This window comes from Paenibacillus sp. CFBP 13594 (assembly GCF_014842675.1).
GTDB classification, from domain to species: domain Bacteria; phylum Bacillota; class Bacilli; order Paenibacillales; family Paenibacillaceae; genus Paenibacillus; species Paenibacillus amylolyticus_B.
Genome location: NZ_JACYVQ010000004.1, coordinates 583,982 through 595,091 on the forward strand (window position 1 = coordinate 583,982; position 11,110 = coordinate 595,091).

At 51.4% G+C, this 11,110-nt stretch carries 4 protein-coding genes; all 4 read left to right on the plus strand.

The features are described 5' to 3' along the window. Nucleotides 1-48: 48 nt before the first annotated feature. Nucleotides 49-3,552 carry a helicase-exonuclease AddAB subunit AddB gene (gene addB / locus IFU39_RS16220; protein ID WP_192133646.1) on the plus strand — a complete coding sequence of 1,168 codons (3,504 nt, stop codon included), beginning with the start codon at nucleotides 49-51 and terminating at the stop codon, nucleotides 3,550-3,552. Then, on the plus strand, nucleotides 3,549-7,979 hold the full coding sequence (gene addA, locus IFU39_RS16225; RefSeq protein WP_192133648.1) for a helicase-exonuclease AddAB subunit AddA: 4,431 nt from the start codon (nucleotides 3,549-3,551) through the stop codon (nucleotides 7,977-7,979). The genes addB and addA overlap by 4 nt, the downstream gene beginning before the upstream one ends. A 59-nt stretch (nucleotides 7,980-8,038) precedes the next feature. After that, nucleotides 8,039-9,223 (plus strand): exonuclease SbcCD subunit D, encoded by a 1,185-nt coding sequence (locus IFU39_RS16230; RefSeq protein WP_091013971.1) that lies wholly within the window; start codon nucleotides 8,039-8,041, stop codon nucleotides 9,221-9,223. Continuing rightward, nucleotides 9,220-11,110 (plus strand): AAA family ATPase (locus tag IFU39_RS16235; RefSeq protein ID WP_192133650.1); only part of this gene is annotated, 1,891 nt, incomplete at its 3' end. The genes IFU39_RS16230 and IFU39_RS16235, both read left to right, overlap by 4 nt.

Genomic DNA, 11,110 nt, shown 5'->3' on the forward strand with positions numbered 1-11,110 from the left:
GTTATACTGGGAATTAAAATCTTGTACGTGTGGTTTGGAGGATTAGACATGTCCGTTCGTTTTGTTATTGGCCGGGCAGGCAGCGGCAAAAGCTCGCTGATTACCCGGGAAATTACATCCCTGCTTCAACAAGAACCGCAAGGCACACCTTTGATTTTGCTCGTTCCAGAACAGAGTTCTTTTCGAACAGAGCAGGCATTGGTGTCTTCTGGAACAATTAAAGGTACGATGCGTGCAGAAGTGCTCGGCTTTCGCCGTTTAGCCTATCGTGTAATGCAGGAAGCAGGTGGTTCTGCTCGTATTCCGATCGGAGCCGAAGGCAAAAAGATGCTGCTCTACAAGGTCATCCAGCGCCGTAAGGAAGAATTAAAGCTGTTTGGTGCATCCGGCAGCCAGCTGGGTTTTATAGGCGAATTAAATGACTTATATAGTGAATTTAAACGTTATGAATTTGATCCATCATTGCTGGAAGAGGGGCTGTCTGGAGGGAATACCTCATCGACTTCGCCAATTCTGGAGGATAAGTTGCATGACTTGAATCTGATATATCGTGACTATGAACAGGAACTGACCAATTTATATATTGATGATGAAGACACGTTGACCGAGCTGACAGATCGTTTGTCGGAAAGTGCATTGCTGCAGGATGCCCAGATCTGGATTGATGGTTTTCAGGGATTCACGCCACAGGAGATGAGTGTGATTGGTCGGCTGATGTTGCAGTCCTCTTCCGTGACCATTGCACTGACATTGGATCGTCCTTATGATCACGGCGCACTGCCTGGAGAATTGGAACTGTTCTATCCCACGGCAAGTGCCTATGCGCGTCTGAAAGGGATGGCTGAAGAACTGGGTGTACCGAGCGATATAACCGTGCTAGATTCGGAGATTCCACCGAGATACAAGGATCGTCCGGGACTTGCTCATCTGGAGGCTGGTTTCGACCGCCGAATTCGTTGGAAAAGTGATGGCCTTGATTCCGGAATCCGACTGGTTGCAGCGGAGAACCGACGAGCTGAGATGGAGGGAGCACTGCGTGAGATGCGGCGTCTGGCGCAAAACGAAGGTGCGCGTTATCGGGATATGGCAGTACTTGTTCGTCAGTTGGATACCTACGCTGATATAGCTGAACCTCTATTCAGGGATTATGACGTACCCGTCTTTCTGGACCGCAGAAGAAATGAACTTCATCATCCATTATCCGAGTTTATCCGTTCGGCACTGGATATTGTTCGGCGCCATTGGCGTTACGAGGATGTATTTCGCTGTGTCAAAACGGATCTGCTGCTTCCGCGTGATGGTTCCATCACCCGTGAAGATATGGACCAGCTTGAGAATTATGTACTGGCTTGTGGTATTCATGGATATCGCTGGACTGACGGCAAACCGTGGAAGTATGTCCCAAGCCTTTCGCTTGAAGACAACGGTCAGGATGGACGTAGTCGAGGACGGGACCAAATGCTTTCTTTAATGGAGCGTTGTCGAGCGGTCATTACAGATTCCTTGGGGGTTTTTGAGAAACGAATGAAAAAGGCAAAGACAGCCAAAGCCCAGTGCGAGGCACTATACAGACTGCTGGAAGATGCTGAGATCCCATGGAAGCTGGAGAACATGTCTGCTGAAGCTAAGGCTCAAGGTGACCCCGAACGGTCGAGAGAACATCGGCAGATGTGGGGAGCTGTGCTGGATTTATTGGATCAGATGGTCGATATGATGGGGAATGAACGGCTGGATATCACGCTGTTTGCCGGGATGATCGAGACCGGATTGACGGAACTGAAGCTGGGTCTGGTACCACCGGCACTTGATCAGGTATTGGTCGGTTCCATGGACCGTACACGTCTTCAGGACATCAAATACGTATTTATCCTTGGTGCAGTTGATGGTGAATTACCCGCAATACCTCAGGATGATGGCGTATTAACGGAACTGGAGAGATCGTTACTGACGGAAAGAGGCGTGGCGCTTGGACCAGGTGCAACAAGGCAGATGCTGGATGAACGTTTTTTGATCTATACGGCACTTACAGCGGCAAGCAGCCAGTTGTGGCTGAGTTACCCTGTTGCTGATGATGAGGGGAAAGCACTGCTTCCTTCCGAGATTGTCCGCCATGTACGGAAGATGTTTGGTTTACAAGAACAGCCATTGCTCGCTCAACCACCGGTTGCGAACTCGGAAGAAGCACATTGGTCCTATGTCACCCATCCGGGTCAGAGTCTGTCTACGCTCATTGGACAATTGCGCAAATGGCGCCGCGGAGAAGACATCCCTGAAATGTGGTGGGCGGTCTACAATTGGCATGTATCTCGGGAGACAAGCAGACCTCAGCTGGAGCGGTTGATGGGATCGATCTTTTATCGTAATCGGGCATTGCCACTACGTACAGCTACCAGTCGCAGATTGTATGGCACAGAGGTGAGGACGAGTGTTTCGCGAATGGAGCGTTTCGTCGCTTGTCCGTTCTCCCATTTTGCTTCGCACGGGTTGCGTCTCAAAGAACGGCAATTGTACCGCCTTCAGGCTCCTGATATCGGACAGCTGTTTCATGCTGCACTAAGCCAGCTGGCTATGCGGTTACGTGAAGAAAATCGTAGTTGGGGCAGTTTGACTCCAGACCAATGCCGTCAGGAAGCCGAGCAAACGGTGGAGCAGATTGCACCACAGCTGCAAGGGGAGATTTTGCTAAGCACCAAGCGATACGGTTATATTTTCCGCAAATTGAAGGACATTGTTAGCCGGGCATCCGTTATTCTTGGGGAACAGTCCAGACGTGGAAGTTTTGAACCGATTGGGCTGGAGCTTGATTTTGGACCGGATAAAACGCTGCCCCCACTCCGTTTTGAACTGGAGAACGGATGTGTGATGGAGATCGTGGGTCGGATTGACCGTGTGGATGTGGCAGAAGGAGAGAATGGTCTGCTCTTGCGTGTCATTGACTATAAATCAAGCCAGACGGACCTCAAGTTACATGAAGTGTACTATGGTCTGTCATTGCAGATGCTCACCTATCTGGAGGTGCTGCTTAGTGCTGCCGAAGAATGGCTTGGGGAAACGGCGATGCCGGGAGGAACGTTGTATTTCCACGTGCATAACCCGCTGTTGCAATCCGCAAACGGCATGACATCGGAGCAGGCCGGGCAAGAACTGCTGAAACGGTTCAAAATGAAAGGTTTGCTGCTGGCAGACCGGGATGCAATCGCACAAATGGACAACACCCTGGATAAGGGGTATTCAGCCATTATTCCGGTTGCCCTTAAGGCAGATGGCAGCTTTTATAGTAGTGCTGCTGTAGCTACGCCAGAGCAATGGGATACGCTGCTTGCTTCGGTTCGCAGTAATATCCGTGAGATTGGTACCCGAATTACGGATGGGGATGTGGCCATTGAGCCTTATCGTATTCAACAGGAAGTGGCATGCACGTTCTGTCCGTATAAGCCTGTATGTCAGTTTGATGAGAATATAGAAGGAAATGAATACAACCTGTTGTCCAAACCGGGTAAACAGCAAATCTGGGATATGTTATCTCACACCAAGGGAGGGGAAACATCATGACGAATATGCCAAAACCGGAAGGAAGCTTCTGGAGTGATGACCAGTGGAGTGCCATCTCCGAAAGCGGAGAAGACATTCTGGTTGCCGCTGCGGCGGGATCAGGCAAGACAGCTGTACTGGTTGAACGAATTATTCGCAAGATCGCAGATCCCTCCCAAGGATTCAGTGTGGATCGCTTGCTTGTAGCTACGTTTACCAAAGCCGCCGCCGCCGAGATGAAACAACGGATTCGGGAAGCGCTGGAACGTGCGCTGGAAGAACAACCTGGAGAAGAGCATCTGCGCAAGCAGCTGTCGCTGCTTGGACGGGCATCTATTACAACGCTGCATTCATTCTGTATGGAAGTCATTCGCCGTTACTATCAGCAAATTCCGTTGAACCCGGCTTTTCGTATCCTGAATGAAAATGAAGCGGAAATCATGCGCCAGGAACTACTCGAAGAACTATTTGAGGAAAAGTATGGCCAAGAAGATGAAGGGAGTACATTCCGCGAATTGGTGGACTGGTTCAGTGGAGAACGAAATGATGATGCCATGCATCGACTGGTGCAACGATTGTATGATTTCTCCCGCAGTCATTCCTGGCCGGATCATTGGCTCTCAGAGATGGCATCCGCTTTTCAGGTAGAGAGTGTGGAGGAGCTGGGGCATTCAGCATGGGTTCAGAGTATTATGCGTGATGCGGCTCTTGCTTTAAGTGGTGCAGCAGGACTGCTCCGTCAAGGCATTCACATATCCATGCAGCCTGAAGGTCCGGCACCTTATGCAGATACGTTAAAAGAAGACCTGGTGATGGTAGAGGAGCTGTTGTCTGCGGCCCAGGTTATGCCATGGGAGAGGTTGCCTGAAGTGTTTCAACCTGCTACATTTGGCAAACTGAAACCCTGCAAAAAAGATCAGACGGACCCTGCTTTACAGGATCAGGTGAAGGAACTCCGTGAGGCTGCGAAAAAAGCAGTTACCGACCTGAAAGGTTCATTGTTCGGAAGAAGTGCGTTTTCGTTCTGGCAGGAGCTGGAGCAAGCGGCACCACTCATGCAGGAGTTATCGAGGTTGGTTAGTACATTTGGAGAACGTTACCGACAGGCCAAACAGGAACGTGGGCAAGTTGACTTCAGTGATCTGGAGCATTACTGTCTTCACATTTTGCGACATGAGGATTCAACGCCTGAACTCTCGATGCCTTCCGATGCGGCTATGGAGTACCGTTCGCGATTCGATGAAGTGTTGCTTGATGAATATCAGGATACCAATACGGTTCAGGAAGATATCGTGAAACTGATCTCCAGAGAAAACCCGGGTAACCGATTCATGGTAGGTGATGTCAAACAGAGTATCTACCGGTTCCGGTTGGCTGAACCAGGTCTGTTTATGAACAAATATCGCCAGTATGGAGCGAACACGCATGAGGACAGAAATGGTGAAGATCGCCCGAATCGTACAGGTCAACGTATTGATCTTGCGCGGAATTTCCGCAGTCGTGCGGAAGTCGTACATTCGGTCAATATGATATTCCGGCAACTCATGAACGAAGGTGTGGCAGAGATTGCTTACGATGAACGAGCTCAACTGGCATATGGGGCTACTTTTCCGTCAGAAACACTTGGTGATGAGGCGTATACACCTGAACTCATGCTGATTGATCGTCAGGGCGGTGGACCTGATCTAACGGAGAGTACGGATGAGAACGGGGATGCATTGGTTTCCGCAGAACTGGAGAGTGCCGAACTTGAAACGGCCCAGTTGGAAGCAAGGGCCATCGCAAGGCGTATTCGTGAGATGGTTGGAGATACGGACAAACCTGCCCTCCATGTATATGACAAAGCCCTGCAAACGATGCGCCCGGCACGTTACGGTGACATGGTCATCTTGCTGCGTTCAACCTTGATGTGGGCTCCGCTCATGATTGAGGAATTCAGACAGCAGGGAATTCCTGCTGGAGGAGAACAGAGCAAGGGCTATTTTCAGGCTACAGAAGTGGAAATCATGATGTCTCTGCTTCAACTTGTTGATAATCCAAGACAGGATATTCCGCTCGCTTCCGTGCTTCGTTCACCGATTGTCGGACTGGATGAAGAAGAACTGGCACAGATTCGGCTTGGTGACAAAAGACAGTCATTCTACGATGCGGTTATATCGGCTGCTGGAGAGTGGAGCGATTCCTCCACTAATGCTGTACAAAAACTCCGGCAGGACAATCATCCTGATTCCAATATCGTCCAGTTGCAGTGGCCGGAAGCCTGGTCAGAGATGGAACAGGGACAGCGGGAGACAGCAGCTTCAGTCGAGGCAGAGATCCTGGATGATGTCTATGAATTCGATGTGCATACATTGCATACAGATGGAATGCAAGATGCTGGTGTTGCGGGACATACAAGTGAGGATCTGGGCATAAAGGAGATTTCAGGCTCGGAGTTGCAGCAAAAGTTAATTCGCTTTTTGCGTCAATTGCAGCAGTGGAGACTTGAGGCAAGACAAGGCAGTCTGAGTGAACTGATCTGGCGTATGTACCGAGAAACCGGGTATTTGGACTGGGTTGGTGGTCTTCCCGGAGGATTGCAACGTCAAAGTAATCTTAAGGCATTGTACGATCGCGCACGACAATATGAGGAATCAACTGCAAATCGCGGCTTGTTCCGTTTCCTGACCTATGTCTCAAGATTGCGGGAAAACGGGGGAGACCTGGGGACTGTAGCGGGTAGTTCCGGTGAGCAGGACAACGCTGTACGTATCATGACGATTCACCGGAGTAAGGGTCTGGAGTTTCCGATTGTCTTTGTCGGAGGCATATCCAAGATGTTTAATCAACAGGATCTGAACGCACCGTTTCTCATGCATAAGGAACTGGGATTTGGTCCGAGATATGTGGATCGTGAGAACCGGGTTGCCTATCCTACACTAGCGAATCTGGCGATTCGTCGTCGGGCTCAATTCGAACTGCTTGCTGAAGAGATGCGTGTGTTGTACGTTGCGTTGACCCGTCCCAAAGAGAAAATGATTTTGTTGGGTACTGTAAAAGATGCGGCGAAAAAAGCGTTGGCGTGGTCTCAGGTCAAGGACAGTACTGAACTGGCATTGCCAGACTACCTACTGGCTGCTGGACGGAGTTACCTCGACTGGATTGGACCATCCCTGATGAGACATCCAGATGCGGCTGTGCTGCGTGAACTTGCTGGAAGCAATGATTCGTTCTCGTCCTGTCTTGCAGATGATCAATCACGATGGGCAATTTCTATTATTTCCGCCGATCAGGTATCCCGTGATCATGTGGTGGATCAGACTCAGGGAGAAGAAGATGGGATGACTGCGGTGCGGAAAGAACGAATTGCTGCACTAAAAGCGGTTCAGCCCGTGAAATTGGTTACATCCTCAACTGTAGAAGAGCTGGCGAAGAGTGGACAAGATACGGTGAACCAAAACATTGCAGATGCAGGTGCAGATACGGTAGCTCTTCAACAAGAGGAGACACGGCTGATCCACGAGGTTGAACAACGGCTTTCATGGACATATCCCTATGAAGCAGCAACTCAAGTGGCAGCCAGTACATCTGTCACGGAGTTGAAAACGTTACTCGCGATGCAGGACATCCAGTCCGTAGAGGTGATGGAGGAACTGGGAGAGCATTCCGAGACATTATTGGATCAAAACACCCCGGGAAACCATTACACCAACGATGAAGCAGGCCTTGTACTATATGGTTTATCCAGTGAATTGAACGAGCATGGGACTGGGTTGGGGGCAGATTCGAGCGGTGCGTTGAATGTTTCGGATGCGGGATCTGCGGGAACGTCATTCAAATTGCATCTGCGTCGTCCCAAATTTATGGGTGAGAACCAACTGACAGGAGCAGAACGGGGGAACGTGTATCATACGTTGATGCAGCATCTTCCTATAGATGGGTCGGCCATTGATGCACAGCTTATTGAGCAGGCCCTTCAGCGACTGGTGAAGCTCCAGATTTTGCTGTCCCATCACGCGGAGGCTATCGAACCGGAAGAGTTAGTTGGATTTTTCGATACAGAACCAGGGAAAGAACTGTTGCGTGCAGAATGGGTGAAACGGGAGATTCCGTTTGTGTATGGGCTTCCGGCACATCAGTCCCCTGTGGAGTGGCTACATGGACAGGCGGCAGCGAACTCAGGTATGCACACCATAAATGAAGATAGCAAACTGCAAGCCTCCATTGAAAATGAAACTGTGCTAGTACAGGGGATTATCGATTGTCTGTATGAGGTTGACGGCGAGCTTGTCCTGCTCGATTACAAGACAGACCGGGTGTTGGAGCATCGTGGTGGTTTGGATGAACTCACCAAAAACTATCGCTTCCAACTGGATCTGTATGGACGGGCTGTTGAAGATATATTAGGTCGGAAAGTGGACCGAAAATGGCTGTACTTTTTTGATGGTGGACATGCAGTGAAAATATAAATGAACTTGATCGGAATTCAAAACCATGGATTTCATATAGGAGAGGGGTGGAACGGACGATGCGTATTTTGCATACAGGGGACTGGCATTTGGGAAAAACGCTGGAAGGACGAAGCCGACTGCGTGAACAGGAAGATTTCGTTGATGAACTCGTCAGGTTGGCTGATGAGCAGCAGGCGGATGCCATATTGATGGCCGGAGATGTATATGATTCGGTGAATCCTCCCGCAGCGGCGGAACAACTTTTTTATGAAGCGGCAGCGCGTCTGACGGAGCATGGAAGACCCCTCGTGGTGATTGCAGGAAATCATGATCAGCCAGAGCGTGTGGCTTCTGTGACTCCGCTTGTGAACAGACAGGGCATCACACTCGTAGGGATGCCTACTTCAGAAGCGGTGACTATCCATGCCAAACGAACCGGAGAAATTGCACAGATTGCCGCATTACCTTATCCTTCTGAAGCCAGATTGAATGAATTGCTGACAACGGATGGGGACGAAAATGTGCTTCGTCAGGCATACAGTCAACGGGTGGGGATGTTAATGCAGCGTCTGGCCGCTTCTTTTCGCCCGGATACCGTGAACTTGGCCATGAGTCATATCTATGTGCTCGGCGGTCTTGAGAGTGATTCGGAACGTCCGATTCAGATCGGTGGGGCCTACACGGTGGACCCTTCGTCTTTATCGACTGGTGCGCAATACACGGCGCTTGGGCATCTTCATCGTGCACAGGCTGTCAAAGGAGACGGTGTGATTCGATATAGCGGCTCTCCGCTGGCTTACAGCTTCTCGGAAGCAGGGCAGAGCAAGTCTGTCACGATGGTTGATCTGGCGCCGGGCGGAGCTGCACAGGTAGAGGAAGTTTTGTTAACGTCCGGGCGTCCGCTTGTGCGTTGGCAGGCCCGTGGTGGTCTGGCAGAAGTATATCGCTGGCTGGATGAGGGACGTGATCCACAGGCTTTTATCGACATGGAAGTGTGGCTGGACGAGGCGATGTCCCTGAAGGAGATTCAGCAGCTGCGAAAATCACATGAAGGTATCATTCATATTCGCCCGGTGTATCCCGAAATGGCTGCAGCAGGGCTTTTGGAACAACGATCCGAGCTGCCTGTACATGAACTGTTCCGTAAATTCTATCAGCGTCAGACAGGCGGTGCACAGCCGGAAGACAGCCTGGTACAGCTTTTCCTGGAACTTGTGGATGAAGACGAGCCAGGTGTGCGTGAGGAGGTCGAGGAAAGATGAAGCCAATTCTATTAAAAGTTGCCGGACTGCAAAGTTATCGGGAGATGCAGGAGATTGATTTTACCGTGCTGACGGAGACGGGACTATTCGGTATTTTCGGTCCAACGGGTAGTGGTAAATCTTCCTTGCTCGATGCCATCACACTCGCCATGTACGGAAAAGTGGAACGTGCGGTGAATGGGACGCAAGGCATTATGAACCATGCAGAGGATTCGTTGTCGGTTGCTTTTACATTTGAACTGATGTCGGCAGAGGGGACTCGAAGATTTCGTGTAGAGCGACGTTTCAAACGAAATAATGAAGTGTCAGTGAGTAACACGATCAGCAAATTCATAGAGACGGTTAATGGCGAAGAACAGGTACTTGCCGACAAATTGGCAGATGTGAATCGCTGCGTTGAAGATGTGATCGGTTTGAAGATGGATGATTTTACACGGGCAGTGGTGCTTCCGCAAGGGAAGTTTGCCGAGTTTTTGTCACTAAAAGGCAGTGAACGTCGCCAGATGCTGCAACGATTATTCCATCTGGAGAAGTATGGCGATCAGCTAGCCATCAAATTAAGCCGGCGGGTCAAGGATAATGATATGGTTCACCAATCTCTTGCTGCGGAGCAACAGGGACTGGGCAATGCCAGTAAGGAGACGCTGGAAGAAACGAAACGTCTTCTTCAAACCGCTGTTCAGCAGTCTGAATTGTCCCGCAAAGCGCTGGATGAAGCTGCGAAGGAAGCTGAAAAGCTGGGTAAAATCCGTGAGTTAAGTAACGAACGGCAGGCCCGGATGGATGAACAGCAGAAGCTGAAAGCACTGGAACCACAGATAGAGGCAGGCGAACAACGGCTGAAACAATCCGTTGCGGCAGATGCAATACTGCCTGCGCTGCAGACGGTACGAGATGCCGCATCTACACAGAAGCAGCGGCAGGATACCGCCGAGACAGCTCATCAGCAAGCACTGGAACATGAGCGTCTGGCTGTTCAGGAAGCGGAGAAGGCTGAGACGGCACGTAAGCAAATGACTGAGGAAGAACCGAAACTTTTGCTGCGTCTGGAGCAGCTCGAACAAGCGAAAGAGCTGCAACGGGAACGGGACGGGCTTCAGGCCGATTGCGCACGCCTTGCTCAGTTACTGGAACAGGGGCAGGGCGAACAGACTGCGCTGGGACAGCAACTTGAGAAAGAAAAGGAGCTGCAGCAGCGCGGGCGCAAACGGCGTGAGGAACTACAGGAGAGCCTCAAGCCGAATGAGGTGAAGTCAGAGGAACGCAGACAACTTCAGGCTGCGCTTGAACTGAAGCATCGTGTCGATACTGCTGCGGAGCAATTACAGCAAAACAAGGCTGACATTCAAGCCTATAAGCAGTCGGCAGAACAGGGAGCCGACAAGCTGAAGGCGGCGGCTGAGGAAGAAAAACGCCTGAGTGATCAGCGTCAGCATCTGGTAGAACAGGCGTCAGCAGGTCTTGAGGCCTTGCTTGCCTGTGAGCAGGACCTCAGCTGCGAACAGCGCCTGTTGGCCCTTGCGGAGGAACAGCTGCGTGGCACGATGCGCGAGCAGGAGCTGCACCAGCTGTCCTCCGCCTTGCGCGCCGAGCTGCGCGATGGCGAGCCATGCCCGGTGTGCGGCTCGCCGCATCACCCACTCCCGGCTGCGCCGACGGGAGAAGGTCCGCACGCAGGCGATGCGGACCTGGAACTGCTGCGCAGCCTGCACGCGGAGCTGCAGGAGCTGCGCTTTGGGCTGCGCCAGCAGCTGCACGAACGTCGCAGCCTGCTGACGCAGCTTGGCGCTGCGGCCGGCGATGCTCCGGCCGCAGCCGAGGCCGCGCCTGCGGCAGCGGAGCCCGAGCCCGCCGGGTCGCCCGAATACGGGCGACCCCCGGCAAGCT